The organism is Peribacillus simplex, from assembly GCF_030123325.1.
GTDB classification, from domain to species: Bacteria; Bacillota; Bacilli; order Bacillales; family DSM-1321; genus Peribacillus; species Peribacillus simplex_D.
Genome location: NZ_CP126106.1, coordinates 2,535,874 through 2,553,395 on the forward strand (window position 1 = coordinate 2,535,874; position 17,522 = coordinate 2,553,395).

At 39.2% G+C, this 17,522-nt stretch carries 14 protein-coding genes, 1 pseudogene and 1 riboswitch; of the genes and pseudogenes, 9 read left to right on the forward strand and 6 right to left on the reverse strand.

Annotated features, from left to right (window positions below; translation table 11 throughout):
* The first annotated feature begins 542 nt into the window (after positions 1 to 542).
* Complete coding sequence (locus QNH43_RS12020; protein ID WP_283918010.1) at positions 543 to 1,049, forward strand: hypothetical protein; 507 nt, start codon at positions 543 to 545, stop codon at positions 1,047 to 1,049.
* A gap of 585 nt (positions 1,050 to 1,634) precedes the next feature.
* Here the strand turns inward: QNH43_RS12020 and QNH43_RS12025 are convergent.
* The 3 genes from QNH43_RS12025 to QNH43_RS12035 all read right to left on the reverse strand — a co-directional run bounded on the left by QNH43_RS12025 (position 1,635) and on the right by QNH43_RS12035 (position 5,103).
* Positions 1,635 to 2,909 carry an IS110 family RNA-guided transposase gene (locus QNH43_RS12025; protein WP_283915879.1) on the reverse strand — a complete coding sequence of 425 codons (1,275 nt, stop codon included), beginning with the start codon at positions 2,907 to 2,909 and terminating at the stop codon, positions 1,635 to 1,637.
* A gap of 616 nt (positions 2,910 to 3,525) precedes the next feature.
* Positions 3,526 to 4,653, reverse strand: coding sequence for an IS110 family RNA-guided transposase (locus tag QNH43_RS12030; RefSeq protein ID WP_089364306.1), 1,128 nt, complete (start codon positions 4,651 to 4,653; stop codon positions 3,526 to 3,528).
* 222 nt (positions 4,654 to 4,875) lie between these two features.
* Entirely contained in the window at positions 4,876 to 5,103 is a 228-nt protein-coding gene (locus QNH43_RS12035) for a hypothetical protein (RefSeq protein WP_076371552.1), read from the reverse strand.
* 501 nt (positions 5,104 to 5,604) lie between these two features.
* On the opposite strand from QNH43_RS12035, the gene QNH43_RS12040 reads away from it, so the two are divergent.
* Positions 5,605 to 6,765, forward strand: coding sequence for a CapA family protein (locus QNH43_RS12040; protein ID WP_283918011.1), 1,161 nt, complete (start codon positions 5,605 to 5,607; stop codon positions 6,763 to 6,765).
* Between the two features lie 201 nt (positions 6,766 to 6,966).
* Positions 6,967 to 7,230, forward strand: coding sequence for a hypothetical protein (locus QNH43_RS12045; protein ID WP_283918012.1), 264 nt, complete (start codon positions 6,967 to 6,969; stop codon positions 7,228 to 7,230).
* A gap of 556 nt (positions 7,231 to 7,786) precedes the next feature.
* Here the strand turns inward: QNH43_RS12045 and QNH43_RS12050 are convergent.
* Positions 7,787 to 7,954, reverse strand: a complete 168-nt coding sequence (locus QNH43_RS12050; protein WP_283918013.1) for a hypothetical protein — start codon at positions 7,952 to 7,954, stop codon at positions 7,787 to 7,789.
* Positions 7,955 to 7,999: 45 nt separating this feature from the next.
* Here QNH43_RS12050 and QNH43_RS27635 point away from each other — a divergent pair.
* Positions 8,000 to 8,110: pseudogene (locus tag QNH43_RS27635) on the forward strand (recombinase family protein); the annotation flags it as partial.
* A 244-nt stretch (positions 8,111 to 8,354) separates the two neighbouring features.
* Here QNH43_RS27635 and QNH43_RS12055 read toward each other — a convergent pair.
* A complete protein-coding gene (locus QNH43_RS12055; protein ID WP_076371538.1) occupies positions 8,355 to 9,266 on the reverse strand; it encodes a LysR family transcriptional regulator in 912 nt (303 codons plus the stop codon).
* 683 nt (positions 9,267 to 9,949) lie between these two features.
* Here QNH43_RS12055 and ggt point away from each other — a divergent pair.
* Positions 9,950 to 12,025: a gamma-glutamyltransferase gene (gene ggt, locus QNH43_RS12060; RefSeq protein ID WP_283918014.1), complete on the forward strand. Its 2,076-nt coding sequence runs from the start codon at positions 9,950 to 9,952 to the stop codon at positions 12,023 to 12,025.
* Between the two features lie 140 nt (positions 12,026 to 12,165).
* Here ggt and QNH43_RS12065 read toward each other — a convergent pair whose 3' ends face one another.
* Positions 12,166 to 13,068 carry a LysR family transcriptional regulator gene (locus QNH43_RS12065; protein WP_283918015.1) on the reverse strand — a complete coding sequence of 301 codons (903 nt, stop codon included), beginning with the start codon at positions 13,066 to 13,068 and terminating at the stop codon, positions 12,166 to 12,168.
* A gap of 123 nt (positions 13,069 to 13,191) precedes the next feature.
* Here QNH43_RS12065 and hutG point away from each other — a divergent pair, with 123 nt between their 5' ends.
* The 4 genes from hutG to QNH43_RS12085 all read left to right on the forward strand — a co-directional run bounded on the left by hutG (position 13,192) and on the right by QNH43_RS12085 (position 17,480).
* On the forward strand, positions 13,192 to 14,148 hold the full coding sequence (hutG, locus tag QNH43_RS12070) for a formimidoylglutamase (RefSeq protein WP_283918016.1): 957 nt from the start codon (positions 13,192 to 13,194) through the stop codon (positions 14,146 to 14,148).
* 571 nt (positions 14,149 to 14,719) lie between these two features.
* Positions 14,720 to 14,875 carry a hypothetical protein gene (locus tag QNH43_RS12075; protein ID WP_153246094.1) on the forward strand — a complete coding sequence of 52 codons (156 nt, stop codon included), beginning with the start codon at positions 14,720 to 14,722 and terminating at the stop codon, positions 14,873 to 14,875.
* A gap of 60 nt (positions 14,876 to 14,935) precedes the next feature.
* Positions 14,936 to 15,607 carry an SOS response-associated peptidase gene (locus tag QNH43_RS12080; protein WP_283918017.1) on the forward strand — a complete coding sequence of 224 codons (672 nt, stop codon included), beginning with the start codon at positions 14,936 to 14,938 and terminating at the stop codon, positions 15,605 to 15,607.
* Between the two features lie 259 nt (positions 15,608 to 15,866).
* Positions 15,867 to 15,974: riboswitch (SAM riboswitch) on the forward strand.
* A gap of 189 nt (positions 15,975 to 16,163) precedes the next feature.
* Positions 16,164 to 17,480, forward strand: coding sequence for a Na+/H+ antiporter NhaC family protein (locus QNH43_RS12085; RefSeq protein ID WP_283918018.1), 1,317 nt, complete (start codon positions 16,164 to 16,166; stop codon positions 17,478 to 17,480).
* Positions 17,481 to 17,522: the final 42 nt, after the last annotated feature.

Genomic DNA, 17,522 nt, shown 5'->3' on the forward strand with positions numbered 1-17,522 from the left:
TTTGTGAAACAGAGAAAAATCCTTCCAAAAGGGTTTTGGAGGGCTATTTGGCATGGCCAAAAATAGTATATCATAAGGGAAATGAAAATATTAGAGAAAGATATTGACATCCTATTAGCTGGTTTAGTTCATTAAGGATAACCAAAACTAATCAAACTATATTATAAAAACTGGATACTAATCACAAGAAAAGAATAAGGGCTGTTAGGTATTTTTTTATCAAACTTATTTTCAAAGCTACACAGGCGGCTATTTCTAACGAACATTAAAGAACCGTCAATAGACCTGTTTTTTTGTGCGAAAGAAGGATAGTCACCAAGTTTCGACGAATATATCAATATACTTTTTGGAGGTGTTGATATGGCGATTTGTTGTGGAGAGTGTCACGTTGAATTAAAGAGTGATGATTATGTCACATTAGATGAATTTAGCACGATGAGGCACACATATTGCGGTTATGATCTTATTGCCGATCTGATCAAAGACATTGGGACTTACCGAAATATCAAAACAAAGTATTGGTTTTCCCGTGAGCGCACTAAATGAAAATCGGGGAAATCTTGGAGTTAATTAAAACTGATACACCAGCGAATATTGACAAAAAGGCTGATGTTCATCTTTCAGAAAAATTACTAAGAAAAGCATTGAAAAAAGCTGGTTATGAGTATAGAAATTCAGGAGAAAAAGGCTGGTATTTCGTTGGTGAAGGTGACGAGGAAACGGTACAAGAGCAGCTTATTTATGACTTTGCAACAGCAGGAAAAGCAAAGGCGAACGTTTCAACTAATGTAAATAAAGAACCTATTAACGATACCAACCAACGTTCTAACGTTGGCATAAAACGTGGTAAAGAACAGGTCAAACAAGCGAACGAACAATCAGCACCAACCATAGAACGAACCAACATTATAAGAAAACGTTCTTCATTCGATATGGATGTTGAACTTATGAAGGAACTAAAAATACAAGCAATCATTCATGATAGGACGGTTTATGAACTAGTTGAAAGTGCCGTAAGGCACTATTTAGCTGAATTAAAGGGAAAATGATATGGCTGTGAAATAAAGTCACGATGTTTATAATAAAGTTACACCGTATTACCCCTTTGGATAATATCCTCTAAAGGGGTGTTTTTATGTCTAAAAGATAAAGTACATCTGAAATTTAAAAATGGATCAAGGGTAATAGAGTTGTTCCGTTAAAGGGCGCGATTCTTTAATAAGAATTACTTTTCTTAATGAACTCCCTCAGTTTAATAGATAATGCTCACGAATACTCGCTTATTCGCAGGATTTCAAACCACATGGTATAGGTTGCTTCAGATGAACGAAAGAGATAGGACCGTTTTGATAAGATGAGGGCAGATTGAAATAGGGGATCTGTTGAAAATCCCATATTATTACATATACTGCACGTATTCTCCACGCTGCCCCTGGAGGCTTTCCCTCCCATGTCTCAACGGGTCATAATCCTATGCCCTTTCATTCCTTCGTCATGCCTATCCAAGGGGTGAAGGCCGGTTTTGCTAACAGAACGGGTCATTGCCCTTTTGTTCATTACATCCAGTACTTCGTGCTTTCTTTGAAATCCTACGGATAAGCCAACTTTCGTTATATAACAATGTGAATGTAAATTTACGCTGCTAGTTGTTCAATTGAGAAGATCATTTCCGGTTTATAGGCAGAGCCATTACGAGCTATCCCTACTAGGACACGGGCGAGTTTTCCACAAAGTTTCATGATGGATTTCATTTTCTTAATCTTCTTCACTTTAACATTATTCGAGTGTAGGGCTTTAAACTCAGGGTTATTCATCACCAGACTCATGGTCGCAAGGAAGATGTAACGCCGCAGGCGTGATCTTCCACGTTTGGAAAGAACAATTTGGCCTTTCCACTTCCCAGAGCTTGCTTCAGCGAGATGCAATCCTGCATGACGAAGGAGCGCATTCCCGTGAGCGAACCCACTCAAATCTCCAGCTTCTCCTAAGATTCCCGCTAGTGAAATCTCGCTGATTCCTTTAATGGCAAGTATTTGCTTAACGAATGGAATCTGTTCCAAGACGTTTGTGACTTCTTGCGTCACTCTTTCGAGTTGGGATGAAGCGAGATCATATTCCTCTAATAACTGTCCCAAATGAAGTTTATACGCATCAAGGGCTTGTTTCGTACCAATTGAACGCTTGGCCAATACAAGCAGGGAACGGGCTTTTTTATGCCCGGAATGTCGCTTCATACATGATTTCCATCCGGTTACGATATCTTGAGGCTGTAAGGAACATAATTCAGCTGGGGTAGGAAAGAGGCGTAGGGTTGCGATTGCCCCTTTACATGATACGTCTTTAAACACTTGCCGGAGCTCGGGAAAGACAACATCCACCCAGCGATTAATTTGGTTGATGGAGCTAACAAGACGCTTAACGATCACATCTCGGTTAGCCATAAGGACACGAAGTTTTTCAAATGATTCTGAAGTGGAACGAACGAAGGCATAGTAGCCATTCTTCACCATATCAGCGATGACAAGGGCATCTTTTTTATCACTTTTGGATTGCGTATTATCACGATTTTCTTTGTTTCTTTTGACATGGTGAGGATTGACGGTGACGACATCCATGTTTTGTTTGACTAGCCACTTTGAAAGGTTTATCCAATAATGGCCGGTAGGTTCCATTCCGACTATCGTTGTGTCTAGATTTTTCATTTGTTTTAGTTCCTGGATCCAGTTTAGTAAGCTAGTAAAACCCTCCTCGTTATTTTCAAAAGAAAGGGGTTTCCCGACCACAATGCCCCGAAAGTTTACAGCACGGGCCACGTGTACGTGTTGGGCAATATCCACACCAACAACTAGATGTTGATCCGTAATTCTCTCAATTAGTTGATTTTGTTTGTTTTGCATTTTAAAATTCATAGTAGGGCTTCCTCCTTAAGATTTTGAGTTAGATTGGTCTCTATACTCGTATCTTACTGAGGGGCTCTATTTTTTTCAAACCTGATATTTAACGATCTACAGGAATGCTAACGGGTGCTTTACTTCAATGAGGGAGGTTGGTGAAGCAACCCTTTTGTTATGCAACTGATATGAACGAAACTGTCAACCCACCACACCCAAATGTTTTTAAATGGTGTTTCATGCAGCTATGAATAGAGTTATTCCTTGTTCAACTTATAAACCAAATATCCTTTCGGATTTAGCTTGTCAAGGGCGCACTTTCCCTTGATAAGCTAAATCGAAATGGATACAATTCTAAAAGTTGAACAAGGATAACCTTAAAAACTTGGCACGAAGGCAAAAACGTTGACGGTGGTATACAAACTGATATGCGTGGGTTGGTTACCACATTTCACTCCATCCGTCACGGAGCTGCCTCGGACTAACGGCGCACGTTCAGTCCCTAGACCTAGTGCATAGTTGCACATGAGGGTTCTCCTTCCGGGGGGGTGCCTTCGAGCCAAATCTTCAATTCTAAATCACAAAATTATGATTCGATAAAATCATTTATTACATAATCTTACTTTCGATCTACTTAAGCAACATTCGATACACTTACTTGCTTATCCTCAATGGCACAACCGATAGCCCAAATAAAACCAAGTAATTCTCTGGCTACTGCAACAACAGCTACTTTTCCACCTTTTCCTTTAGCAGAGATGCGATGATATTTCATATGAAGACGGTGTTGAGCTTTCCAAGCAATACGTTTTGCCTCTGGATCTTGACCTTCTTGACGTTTAAGCAATTCACCTTTAAGAGATGGTCGATGGCGATAAGACCAACAAACTTCTACTATGGAACGACGAATTTGGGAGTTTCCGGTTTTCGTAATGGAACCTTGCCAACGACTAGACCCACTCGAGTATTCCTTTGGAACAAGTCCAGCATAGGACATCAGTTGTCTTGGGTTTGAAAAGCGAGAAAACTGTCCAATTTCAGCTACCAAAGTAACAGCTGTGACTTCTGCGACTCCTCTTAATGTTTGAAGAGCTTGAATTACCGGAGCATGTTCACATTGAATAGCTTCTTCATGGATCTGAGCTTCGATACGTTTCATACGATCTTCAACTTCATTGATTGCATGAAGATATTCTTGAAAAACAATACGTTGAGAAGCTCTTTCAAATGTTAATCGTTTTAACCATTCACGATGTTTTACGGACCAATTTCTAACTCCTTGCGGAGGACGTATTCCATGGCGAAGTAAGAAGTGAACAAGTCTCTGGCGAGAACTTTGTAAATCCTCACGAGCATCATGACGAGCACGAATTAAGTCTCTCAATGCTTCATGATCTTCATCTGGAACCCATACAGAAGTAAGCTCTCCAGCGCGAAGTAGCTGAGCTAATCTAATAGAATCTCTTTTATCTGTTTTCACACGATCGCCCGATCGCTTTGGAATAAGGGAGGGTGCGACAACCATACAATCAATGTCCATAGATAGAAGAAATCGATAAATTCCATACCCAGAAGATCCTGCTTCATAACATACTAATAGGCTTTCAGGCTTCCCTAACTTTTTCATCAATTTGCGAATATCCTCTGGTTTATTTTGAATAGTTCCATGAAATCTAGGTTCACCACGACCAGAATCAGCAATCGCAACAGCAATTGAATCTTTAGATACGTCTAAACCAACAAATTTTTGAACATCCTTCATAATATCGGCTCCTTTTCGTGTGTAGCTCTACACTTGGTTTTTTATTTTTGGTAGTAACATTATGACCAAGTGCAATCTACGTTAAGCGATGGGAGCCGTTTTCGTTCATTATGACTAACGGTGCAGTTTAGTTTAATAAGGATTCTTTTAATATGGTGAATTTTTTATCTAAAAAGGAAAGAAGCTTACTAATCTAAAAGACGATAATAACACTATTCCAATTTAAAAATAGCCTTCGTGTATATATTTAAAGTTCAATGTTCCTATAACTTCAAAATCATCTTGATGAATTTTCATTAATATTTCTTCAACACCATTTTGTTCATAACCTCTTCTAAATTGTACATTCCACCATTCTTCTTTGGAATTAGATATAACTACACCTATCTGTCCGATTAGTTCTTTTGAGGTAAATCTACAACTTTTCACTACAACTATACTATTTATCATATCTTACTTCCCTCCAATGATATTTCACAGTCCAATAGAAATGATTTAACACTTTTTCTAAATCATTCGTACCTTTTATAATAATATTTTTATAATATTCTTTATACTATGTGAAATCAATTTTTTTAACAAAGCAGATAAGAGAAAACTTCCCATGGAGTATGTTATTGAAAATGGTTGATATCAACGGTCAGGGGTGCTGAGGCAGCCTTTTTCTTATGTTTCTTTGAAATAAAGTTTGATCAAATTGCTACTTATAACCTTGATCAACCAACAAAAAGAAAATGCGTGTTTTGAAGTGACAGACAAGTGCTTTCAGATACTGTAGGCATATCAGAGATAGCAAGCACATCTGACATAGTAACCCATGATATGTCTAACTTTTTCCTATTTCGGACTCTGTTTCAAACAAATGATGTGTTCATTTTAAATATCAAAAAGATATTTTTGTTGTTATTTCCTAAAAACACCCTACTATAATAGTAGGAGGTAGCATTTGCCATGAAAAGAATACTAGTGTTTCTAGCTACATTTATGTGTTTGTTATGGATTCTTGCACCATTTGTAAAAGGTCAATTTCAAGAGGAACCAAAAGTCTCGGAAACAAAGGCAGAAAGTAAAAAAAATCTTAAACCCGAGAACGCTTCATCTCACACTCATACACCTGTTCCGAAACAAAAAGTAACTGCAGCAACCATAGGCGCAGTGGGAGATATTTTAATTCACGATAGGGTGTATATACCCGCTCGCAAGTCAAACGGTTCGTATGACTTTAATCCGATGTTCCGATTTGTGAAGCCTTATCTGGGGAAAACGGATATTACGGTGGCTAATCAGGAAACGATGATTGGCGGGAAAGAAATAGGGCTTTCCTCATATCCTTCCTTTAATTCACCAGTAGAGGTGGGAGATGCTCTAAAGGCAAACGGGGTTGATCTTGTGACAATCGCCAATAACCATACGCTTGACCGAGGAGAAAAGGCGATTTTGAATGCGCTTGATCACTGGAACAGTATTGGGATGCCTTATACAGGAGCTTATAAATCTCCTGAAGACCAGAAGATCATTCGGATATTAAAAAGAAACGATATTACCTTTTCGTTTCTCAGCTATACGTATGGAACGAACGGGATTCCTGTTCCTGAGGGGAAGCCGCATCTTGTGAATTTAATTGATACCACGAGAATCCAGACGGAAGTTAAAGAAGCAGAGAAAGTTTCAGATGTCGTTGTGGTCAGTCTGCATTTCGGCAAAGAGTATGAACGGTTGCCTAATGATGAACAAAAGCTGCTTGCTCAAACGACAGCTAATGCAGGTGCTGATATTATTATTGGTCACCACCCACATGTTTTGCAGCCTGTTTCATGGCTTACAAAACCAAATGGCGAACGGGCATTTGTTGCTTATTCGCTTGGGAATTTCTTATCCGGCCAGCAGGGAGATTACAAAGACATCGGCGGTATTATGCAAATTGGCGTAAAGAAAATCCAAACCGGGGATGATGTGAAAATCGAACTGCAAAATCCCAAATTCCTGCCAACCTGGGTCAACCGGCCATATGAGATCATTCCAATGAAAGCCTTGAGTGATCAGTCTGACAAATATAACGAAATCCAAACACATATGAATCAATTCATGCCTGAACTGTCATTTGATTTTTAAGGAAGGTACAGTCTTTGGCATTGGAAAAAACTAATTGTTTTACATAATGAAAAAGCCACCGGCTTTGTAGCCGGTGGACCGCATATTCCTCCTAATAAGGTAAACACTATTCACCATGTTCCAGCTAAACGGCTTGAACCAACAGACGAACACGAAACTAAAACTATTAATAAACTATAAAAATAGTAGGATGTGTAAAATATGATTGAATATAAAGGTGGTAAAGAATATTGGAACGGAAGTGAGTGTGATTATAATTTTGTATCTCGTACATTAGCAGATAGTTACCCTCAAGATTATGAGCGATATATAAATGAATCAATGGAATTCATAAAAAAACATACAGTTCTACTCTGCTCGACTTGCCATTATAAGTGGGTACATAATGAAACTCATATATCTACCGCACAATGTCCTTCCTGTAAATCATTGGAGTTAAAAATTATAAGCCTTAATAAGAGTTGAATACGTACGTTTGTAATCGTGCAAGAGTCACAAATCAAGCTGTCATTTTGGCAGCTTGATTTGTTTCACTAACGGGGCAGGTTAGTGAAATAAGGTATAATGGAATAATAAGGTAATATATCTTCATTAATTTAAGGGAAGGATGATAAAAATTTGAGAAAAATAGTATTAATTTTATTCACATCAATCTTCGGGAAAATCGTTTTGACCATTCCACAAGATTAACGAATTATCCAGAATATAGATTTGGTATTAGTGAAATATAAACCAAGTGACAAACAAATTATTCTTTAAGAGAGATAATAAAATGAAAACATTAGTTCTTATTTTTCACCCAGACTTAACTGCTTCCCGTGCAATAGACCTTTGACGGTAGAAATGGAGAAGCAAGCCAATGTTACTGTTCACCGTGTTTATGAGGCTTACACAGATGAGAAGATTAATGTCGTAGCCTAGCGGAGTTTATTAGAGCAACACAATCGTAACATTTTGCAATTTCCTTTCTACTGGTAAAGTGCACCCCCATTGTTAAAAAATGGCAGGGATAAGTCGTTACCTACTGCTGGGCTTTTGGAAGTAATGGAGACAAGCTGCATGGAAAAGCATTGCTTATTGCCGTTACAACTGGTGTAGCTAAAGAAGGATATTCACCAGAAGGGGATGTTAAATACACCATCTCAGAGTTGCTGTGACTTCTCCAAGCATCCAATAACTTGATTGGCACATGCTATTTGACACCTTATGTACTATACGGTATGGCTCAGACGAGGTACAAATCCTTTCCTGGATGGCGGAAGTGGAGAGGGACCGTATACGAAAACGGCAGCGTGAAGGAATTGATGTGGCTTTGCAAAATGGTGTGCCCTTCGGTCGGCCGAAGCTGCTGGATTTATGGAAATCTCTGCTAGTATGGAGAGTTTGCTCATTTAAGGTTTTAATAAGTTAAGGAAGCTTCCCGCCCATCTCAAATAAGAAGTTTAAGAGTTGGAATTATCCAATATTAAAAGCCCCGTTTCTCAGTGCCACAAGAGAAATGGGGCTTTTTTAATACCGATTAGCAAGTTTCTTATTCTAATCGACCTTTTTTCACCCTGGGTCGCTTCCGGTTTTTTGAAACAAGATACTCATATATCGCTAAAAGCATGATCATTTTTTAACGTATTCAAAATATACTTAGTCAGATTTGATGCATCCGTGTTTTTCCAAACAGCCGATATGGAACTTGATAATTCCGAGTTATCGATGTTCAAGGCTTTGACTTGGCGTTTTCCCAACAAACTCACCATATCTTCCGGCATGAGGGCTACGCCTAAGTTATTGGATATTAGATTGGCGATCGTCAGTAATTCAGAGCCTTTACATAACTCTTTAGGTGAAAATCCAGCAGTCAGACAAGCCTTTTCCAAAAGGAATTGAAGGGAGTGTGCCTGGACGGCATCATAATGGATAAAAGGTTCGTCTTTTGCTTCGTATAAATGTATAGCATCTTTTTGGGCTAGCGGATGATCAATGGAGACGACTAATTGTAAAGGGAACCTCATGAATTCAATCATGCTTAATCCTTCATTGGCAATGATGTTACTGTGAATGGGCGTCCGGATGAAACCGATGTGATAATTTTGTTGGTTTAAGAGTTTCACTGCCCTTGAAGATGTTGTTTCATGCACGTAAAATTCTGTCTCCGGGTATTCCCCCACTATCTTTTTCAATAACTTCGGGATATATATACTGGCTGCAGAAGGGACGGTAGCAATCTTCAGTTTAGGCTTGGGGATGGCTTTATTTTCAACTATGTAATTCACTGTTTTCTCAATATCTTCAAAGGAAGGAGCTAGTTTTTTATAGATGTATTCTCCTTCGTCCGTCAATGTAATTTTTCTTGTCGTTCGATTCAATAGTTTAAAGCCTAATTGTTTTTCGAGGGATAAAATCTGTTGGCTAAGCCCGGGCTGGGAAATATGCAGGGTTTTGGAAGCCTCACTGAAACTAAGATGGTTAGAAACCTCTATGAAATAGCGGAGGGATAGGAAATTCAAACAATCACCCACTTCAGTTGGATTTGAAAATACAAGGCTAAAACCGGCTGGTAAAAGAAAGGGTGGACTTTTAATTCCCTCTCTAACAAAAGCTGGAAATAACGATTAAAGGATGGAAATGCTAGCATGTTGATTTTATAACATAGTCTTATAAGTTTATAACAATAATATATTTCTAAATTGGAAGAGTCAATATTATCCTTAAAGAAAGGAAGAAAAGGTAATAAAAGATAAAATATCCCTATTAAATAGCTGATTTTTCTTGTTTTTAATAGGTGTTATTACACATTTATGCTTGTTGTTTTGATTTATATAAAACTTTTTTATGTATTACTAGTGCCTTTGGAGGGTGTTCCTAATTCTGTTAAAAAAGGGAAAGTGAGGTGGTAGGCAGAATAATAACATTATAATTTTTTGCAGTTGATGAAAACACATGAGGTGGAGTTTTTTCAACAAATTCATAAGTGTTTTTAATTGATTATGATTTTGAGGTTAACCGGTATTATCTCGGCAATCGGGGGGGATTTTTGATGTGAAATATCAAAGAGAGCAGGGAATGTGCTGACTGCTATTATAGCGATCGACCAGCATATTCCCACTTGCAAAAGTAGAGTCATTTGCTCGTATATCCAATTGGCTTATGGTAAAACCCAATTTGTTTTATTTTGAAAGGAGACTAATTCATGAAATTTTTAAAAAGTTTTATTTTAGTTACTTTCAGTTTCTTTTGTATGATCACACCAGCTTTTGCAAGTGTCCCTGGAGTGGATGGGTCAATGGGAAAGGGTTTTACAAATGGAATCGTATCAGTTTCCCACCCGTTAGCAGCCGAAGCGGGCATAAAGATATTAAAACAAGGTGGAAACGCAGTCGATGCAGCAGCAGCCATTCAATTATCGTTAAATGTTGTTGAACCAATGATGTCTGGAATCGGCGGCGGTGGTTTTATCATGATTTATAATAAAAAGGAAAATAAAATGACGATGATTGAAAATCGCGAAATGGCGCCGCAAAATGTTACGCCTGAACTTTTTTTAGATGAAAAGGGAAAACCTATTCCTTTTAGTAAGCGGCACACATCTGGTAAGGCGGTTGCAGTTCCTGGGACTCTGATGGGGGTGGAGACTTCTCTTGAGAAATATGGAACATTGAAATTATCACAAGTCATAGGCCCGGCCATTAAACAAGCTGAAGAAGGGGTAAAAGTCAATTGGGCAACAGCACAATATATCGATGAAAATGTAACGAAGCTTAAAAATAACCAAGCGGCTGCAAAAGTTTTCGTACCAGACGGAAAGCCGTTGGAAGAGGGAGACACTCTCGTTCAGCCAGATCTGGCAAAGACTCTTAAGTTAATAAAAAAACAAGGTTCTAACGTTTTTTATAAAGGTGAAATCGGGGAAGCGCTTACCAAAGAAGTTCAAAAGCGTGAAGGAACGATGACAACTGAGGATTTGCAAAACTATGAGGTGAAAGAAAGAGAGCCGATTAAGTCGGAATATAGGGGATTTGAAGTGGTGGGGGCAGCTTCACCAAGCTCAGGCAGTTTGACCGTTCTACAAATCCTGGAGCTTATGGAAGGATTCGATGTACAAAAGATGGGGGCCAACTCACCTGAGTATCTTCATCATCTAACCGAAGCCATGCATCTAGCTTTTGCCGATCGCGCTGCCTATATGGCGGATGAAGATTTTTATGATGTGCCAACAGAAGGACTATTAGATGAAGATTATATTAAAGAAAGAAGAAAACTCATCAATCCAAATAGATCAACAGCTGATGTCAAGGCAGGCGATCCGTGGAAGTATGAGGGCAAAGAACCCACTGCAATGAAGATGGTTAAAGAAGAGAAAACCCCAATCGGACAAACGACTCACTTTTCTGTAATGGATAAATGGGGAAATATGGTTGCTTATACGACTACAATCGAGCAAGTATTCGGATCTGGTATCATGGTACCGGATTATGGGTTCATGCTGAATAATGAAATGACGGATTTTGATGCCACACCGGGTGGAGTTAACCAGGTGGAACCAGGAAAAAGACCAAGAAGCAGTATGTCCCCGACTTTCGTATTAAAAGATGGAAACCCCTTCATGGCCATTGGTTCACCAGGAGGAGCGACGATAATCGCATCGGTATCTGAAACGATCATGAACGTGCTTGATCATAAAATGCTCATTCAAGATGCCATATATGCGCCACGTATTTATTCTGCTGGCTATCCGACAGTTAGATGGGAACCGGGGATTGAACAAAATACAAGGCTGGAGTTAATGGCAAAAGGCCATGTTTATGAAGAAAAACCGCAACATATCGGAAATGTGCAAGCTGTTATTTATGATTATGAAAAAGGGAAAATGTATGGAGGAGCCGATAATACGAGAGAAGGAACTGTTCAAGGTGTGTATAATGTTTCCCATAAATCGAAAAAGCCAAAAGAAATAAAAGAAGAAAAAAAGGGCCCGTTTACCTTAAAAGTGAATGGAGCCGTTTATCCTTATACAGCTGATCAAATGAAACTGATAGATGAAAAACCCTATATCCAATCAGACAAATTGTTACTTGGTTTGGGTGTAATCCAAACAGGGGATTTAGAAATATTTAAACCAGATAAAAAATCGTATCTACCTGTGTTAGGGGTAGCGAAATCATTAGGATATAAAGCAAAATGGAACGAAAAAGACAAAGAGGCACTATTGGAAAAAGATCCGGCGGATATTGAAGATCCAGACGATGATGGCAGTGTCACGAATTAATTTTCCCCTGACGGACTGAAATTCCTCCAGCAAGCTGGTAATAAGGAAATCGAGGAAAAGGCCAGAGCTATTAAATCAAAGTTCCCCTTGTGCAATTGTGCATAAGGGGAATGTTTTTTTGTCCTTACCGCTGGCTTTTTTTAGTCACCGTTCCTATCATCACTCTTAAAAAAGCTATGTATGTCCTCGATTAACCTACATACCGCAGGAGACAGATATCGATCTTTCAAATAGGCCAGGTAAACAGTCCTTTCCAAATAATTCGAATCGATGGCGCGAATTGCAGTATTGGGGGTTGCAGCGGATCTTATATAGTTTTCCGGTAAAATTGTCACCCCAAGCCCTGCTTCCACCAAACTGCAAGCCGTTTCAAGCCTTTCTATTTCGTATAGGATATTAGGAATTGCATTTTCATCCTTAAATGCTCTTAAGATATCATCTCTTGTTTGAAATCCAGTTGTACTGATGATCAATTCTTTCTTTGCAATGTCTTGGAAAGTGATGGACTCTTTTTCGTTTAACTCGTCATCTTTATGGATCAAAAGCATGAATCTTTCATTATAAAGAGGAGTGGACTGAATTTCATTGGTGTTGATGGGCTGGTTCGTGATGGTGAAATGAACATCATACCGATTTAACGAATCGAAAACCTTCTCTTCCCCTAATATTTCCCTGACTTTTATATGAATATTAGGATAATTGATTTTAAAATTCCTGATTATCTTCGGGAACCAAAATTTGAATGATTCTATGGAACCTATTGATACTGTTCCGCTTCCAACATCCTTCATTTCCTTAAGCTCCACTTGCATATTATCGAATCTTCTTAACAGATCAACAGATCTCGTATAAAAAATCCCTCCTGCTTCCGTAAGCTCAAGCCCCCTTGTATTGCGTTCCAAAAGCTGAAAACCAACTTCATTTTCTAATTTCATTATGGCATTACTTAGGGAGGGTTGTGAGATATGCAGCATTTTTGCCGCTTTTGAGAAATTCTTTTCCCGGACTATGGTAGTGAAATATCGAAGTTGACGAAGATCCATATATTCCCCTTTCTATAGCTTTAAACTATAGATATATTGAATTTTTGTATTGGTAATTATATATTATCTCATTTATAATTTTAAAAAAAGATATTTCGGAATTTTTTAAATAAAGGAGAAACTATGTATACAAAACCGACTATAAAATATTGGAATGGAAGAATTGATTCCCAATCTGACATGGACAGCTTCAGATACCACCAAAGAGTACGTTTGGCACCGATTTCGGAATTAGCCATCTCTTCCAATGCATCAAGGACCTTTGGATTGATTGGCTTCAAATGTGATGAAGGCGTCAAAAGGAATAAAGGCAGGATTGGTGCTGCAGAGGGTCCAGATCATATTAGGCAGTCATTGGCAAAATTACCCTGTCATTTACCTTCCCAAACCGAGCTGGTGGATGCTGGTGATGTAATATGTGAAGGTACAGAGATGGAGGACGCCCAATCCCAACTGGGGTCAGCTGTTACCAGGATATTGGAGAGTGAAGCGATCCCTATCATACTTGGGGGAGGGCACGAAACCCTGTATGGCCATTATCTTGGGATTAGGAAATCCATTGGACCAAAAGCTAGATTGGGAATCATTAATATTGACGCTCACTTTGATATGAGGCCTTATGAAAAAGAAAGTTCATCAGGAACGATGTTTAAGCAGATTTTGGACGAAGATCAAAGTTGTGGCTATTTATGTATCGGAATTCAGAAGCAGGGGAATACGAAGGCACTGTTTGAAACGGCCGAGAGAAGTAAGGTCGGCTACATATTGGAAGAAGATTTGTCATTGAACGAAATGGATGAAACTAAGCGGCGGATAAATGAATTCGCCAAGGAAAATGACTACATTATTCTTACGTTATGTACGGACGTTATTGATTCAGCCTACGCACCTGGGGTAAGTGCTCCATCGCCGTTTGGACTGAATCCGAAATTGGTCCGTGCCATTATCCGGCATATCCTATCGAATGAAAAGATCCTCTCCTTTGATATCTCGGAAGTGAATCCTTCGTTGGACGAAAATAATAAAACCGTTACATTGGCAGCACATTTAATAAATGAGGTTTTACTGCATTTTAAATAATGAATGGACATGAAAGGGGGCAACTCCAATTTGATCCTTTTAGAAAGCGTTCCTTTTCCTACCTGCTGTTGGGGCTTTCCTCAATGCCATCTCTAAACAATTATCAGTATTGAAGCGAAAAACCTTTGACAGCGCCTGACTGTCCATGAATCATTCATGGACAGTCTTTTTTAGGCCGCCAATACAAGGATTTATGGTTCCGGACATTGTTCGACTAACCCTTTAAAGTATGGCTCTTTTCGTAAAGATTTGTTTTTAAAACGAAACGATTTAAGGTTGATTGGAGCGCAAGTGCGAGACTCCTGCGGGAGCAGCGGGACAGGTGAGACCCCACAGGCGTTTACGCCGAGGAGGCTCACCGCCCGCCCCGCGGAAAGCGAGCATCTGGAGAGGAAATCAACCACACCGCTTTACTTGGTAAATAGCAACAAAGTATGCGAAAACAGCCTAAAGTATAAAGGAACCTCCATACTGCCTCTTGATTAACCATGACTCTGCAAGAGTTCAATACTGATACTTGTGGTTTTTTGGTTTATAATAACAAGCATCTAGCCTTTTGAGGGGGGATTCCATGAATGAATATAAAGTAACGGTAAGGAATGGCAGTACCTTAATTTTGTCGGAAATCATTAAAGCTGAAGATGAAAGAGAAGTCCTTGGCACCCTTTTGATTTCCAGTGAATTATTTAATCAGCCATTTACCGACATCAGGATTTTAGAACGCTGATTTGTGCCTACCCGTTCCATTTGATACACTGTAATAAATCTTAATACGGTAGGCGATATTATGTGTGGACGTTTCACCCTTTTCACTGACATTGAAGATATAAAAGATCGGTTTGATATTCAGGGATCATTTGATGAGGAATACCAATTCAGCTACAATATTGCTCCCTCCCACTCCGTGCTATCCGTCATTAATGACGGGACAAGGAACCGACTTGGATATCTTCGGTGGGGACTTATTCCTTTCTGGGCAAAAGACGAGAAAGTGGGCTATAAAATGATCAATGCCAGAGCGGAAACCATTGCAGAGAAAACAAGCTTCAAGAATGCGTATAAGAAGAAGAGATGCTTGATAATCGCCGACTCATTTTATGAATGGAAGAAGACACCAGAAAGAAAAATACCGATGCGAATAAAACTGAAGAATCATGCTCCATTTGGAATGGCCGGTATATGGGAATCCTGGAAATCTCCTGAAGGCCTCAGCATCTACTCGTGCTCCGTTATAACAACCGTTCCTAATGAGCTGATGAAAAGCATTCATGATCGTATGCCTGTCATCCTTAAACCAGAAGATGAAAAAGATTGGCTGAATCCTTCCATTAATGATCCTGCATATCTGCAGCAGTATTTAAAGTCATTCGATTCGGAAAAAATGGAAGCTTTTGAGGTATCGACTGATGTGAACTCGACTAAAAAAAATTCACCTAACCTAATACAACAAATTTGCTGAGAGGTCATTAGACCTCTTTTTATATTAATTCCGTCCCGATTAACTGCACATGTCAAGATTTCTAAATAATCATTAAGAAGTGCATGTGAAATACTTTAAAACTAAACCTTGCGAAAATAGACAAAATGCTGTACTCTTATATTTGCTTTTCAAAACGACTTCGATGTCACTTCACAAACTCAGACGGTTTCAGCACGTCTCCAGCCTGGTACTTTTCTGGCAGGCATCGTAATATTTGATAAATTATATAAATTTGATCTTCTTATCAAGAGAGACGGAGGGACTGGCCCGAAGATGTCTCGGCAGCGGACTTAATAGGAGTGCTGTGCCAAATCCAGCAGGCTGATTTTCGCCTGAAAGATAAGGAGGGTGTTTTTTATAAATTAAAAGACCTCTTCTTGCCGTTTAATAGAAGGGGTCTTTTTTATGCCGACAGTTTTTTAGCTATAGCTCCATGACTGGAGAATCAAGTTCAAATTGGTGTTAATTGCGAAAACTGTTAAAAGAATAAAAGCTATGACACATGTCATGGTAAAAATAAAAAGAGGTGTACATCATGAGTGCAAACAATAAAGGGAATCCATGGGCATTGATTCCATTTGTCGTATTTTTAATTTTATTTATAGGGTCCGGAATCGTCACTAAAGATTTTTATTCATTTCCGGTGATTGTAGCCATTTCTATTGCATCAGCAGCTGCATTGGCAATGAACCGGAAAGAAAGTTTCAATCAAAAGGTTGATATTTTCTGTAAAGGTGCCGGTGACGCCAATATTATGTTAATGGTTATCATTTTCCTTTTAGCCGGCGCTTTTGCCGAAGTTGCAAATGGCATGGGGGCAGTTGAATCAACAGTGAATCTTGCTTTAGCCGTTTTTCCGCAAAATCTTTTAATGGTAGGCATATTCATTATCGCTTGTTTTATTTCTCTATCTATGGGGACGAGCATGGGAACGATTGTAGCCCTAGCACCTATCGGGGTGGGAATTAGCGAGCAAACCGATATTTCGCTTGCCTTTTCAATGGCGGCCGTTATTGGTGGTGCGATGTTTGGGGATAACCTATCATTCATTTCAGATACGACAATCGCTGCAGTTCGAACACAGGGAACGAAAATGAAGGATAAGTTTAAAGTGAATTTTTTCATCGTTTTACCTGCTGCCATCATCACATGTGCTATCCTAGGAATATTAACGATGGGTGAACAAGCCGACATCACCCAAAATCCTTATAATTGGGTGAAGATTCTTCCATACCTTTGCGTATTGATCACTGCATTGGCGGGAGTCAACGTGTTCCTGGTCCTTTCCATCGGAATCGTATTTGCCGGAATCATCGGCTTGGCGGATGGAAGTTATCAACCTTTGGGTGTCATTCAAAAAGTTGGTGAAGGAATGGCTGGAATGTATGAAATATCCTTCCTTGCCATTTTAATTGCAGGTATGGTTGCTGTAATCAAACATAATGGCGGCATCGATTATCTACTCCACCTCGTGACCCGAAATAGCAAATCAAAAAAAGGGGCGGAATTAAGCATTGCCGGGCTTGTTGGCTTGACGAACCTTTCAACGGCAAATAACACGATTTCGATTATCATTGCTGGGCCACTTGCCAAAAATATCGCTGAAAAGTATGGGATAGATCCGCGTAAATCGGCGAGCTTACTTGACGTTTTTGCCTGTTGTATCCAAGGGTTGATTCCATATGGGGCACAACTGCTTGTTGCAGCGGGGGTAGCAAAGATCTCTCCGATAAGCATCTTGCCGTATTCATATTACCCGATACTAATTGGATTTTGTGGAGTCGTGGCCATCTTGATTGGTTATCCACGGTTTCAGTCAGGAGAAGATGTAGCGAAGAAACGTACTTCTTAAAATGAGAATAGGAAATGAAAAACACCCTGGATCATTGGATAC

Excerpts from the sequence above, each read along its gene's own strand:
- QNH43_RS12025 (WP_283915879.1), bottom strand. The coding sequence starts at position 2,909 with ATGAATTTTAAAATGCAAAACAAACAAAATCAACTAATTGAGAGAATT.
- hutG (WP_283918016.1), top strand. The coding sequence starts at position 13,192 with ATGTATACAAAACCGACTATAAAATATTGGAATGGAAGAATTGATTCC.
- QNH43_RS12075 (WP_153246094.1), top strand. The coding sequence starts at position 14,720 with ATGAATGAATATAAAGTAACGGTAAGGAATGGCAGTACCTTAATTTTG.
- QNH43_RS12045 (WP_283918012.1), top strand. The coding sequence starts at position 6,967 with ATGATTGAATATAAAGGTGGTAAAGAATATTGGAACGGAAGTGAGTGT.
- QNH43_RS12020 (WP_283918010.1), top strand. The coding sequence starts at position 543 with ATGAAAATCGGGGAAATCTTGGAGTTAATTAAAACTGATACACCAGCG.
- QNH43_RS12035 (WP_076371552.1), bottom strand. The coding sequence starts at position 5,103 with ATGATAAATAGTATAGTTGTAGTGAAAAGTTGTAGATTTACCTCAAAA.
- QNH43_RS12065 (WP_283918015.1), bottom strand. The coding sequence starts at position 13,068 with ATGGATCTTCGTCAACTTCGATATTTCACTACCATAGTCCGGGAAAAG.
- ggt (WP_283918014.1), top strand. The coding sequence starts at position 9,950 with ATGAAATTTTTAAAAAGTTTTATTTTAGTTACTTTCAGTTTCTTTTGT.
- QNH43_RS12030 (WP_089364306.1), bottom strand. The coding sequence starts at position 4,653 with ATGAAGGATGTTCAAAAATTTGTTGGTTTAGACGTATCTAAAGATTCA.
- QNH43_RS12085 (WP_283918018.1), top strand. The coding sequence starts at position 16,164 with ATGAGTGCAAACAATAAAGGGAATCCATGGGCATTGATTCCATTTGTC.
- QNH43_RS12080 (WP_283918017.1), top strand. The coding sequence starts at position 14,936 with ATGTGTGGACGTTTCACCCTTTTCACTGACATTGAAGATATAAAAGAT.
- QNH43_RS12040 (WP_283918011.1), top strand. The coding sequence starts at position 5,605 with ATGAAAAGAATACTAGTGTTTCTAGCTACATTTATGTGTTTGTTATGG.